Raw genomic sequence first — 250 nt, forward strand, 5'->3', positions numbered from 1 at the left:
TCTCACCAAAACACCTTCGGTGTTGTAAGGTTAAGCCTCACGGTTCATTAGTACTGGTTAGCTCAATGCATCGCTGCACTTACACACCCAGCCTATCAACGTCTTAGTCTTAAACGTTCCTTTAGGGGCCTTAAAGGCCCAGGGAAGACTCATCTCGAGGCAAGTTTCGTGCTTAGATGCTTTCAGCACTTATCTTTTCCGCACTTAGCTACCGGGCAGTGCCATTGGCATGACAACCCGAACACCAGTG

General features: G+C 48.8%; 1 rRNA gene. It reads right to left on the bottom strand.

The window, feature by feature from the left end:
• Positions 1-26 precede the first annotated feature (26 nt).
• Positions 27-250: ribosomal RNA gene (locus BMI79_RS22995) — 23S ribosomal RNA — on the bottom strand; the annotation flags it as partial.

This window comes from Serratia oryzae (genome assembly GCF_001976145.1).
In the GTDB taxonomy this organism is placed as follows: Bacteria; Pseudomonadota; Gammaproteobacteria; order Enterobacterales; family Enterobacteriaceae; genus Chania; species Chania oryzae.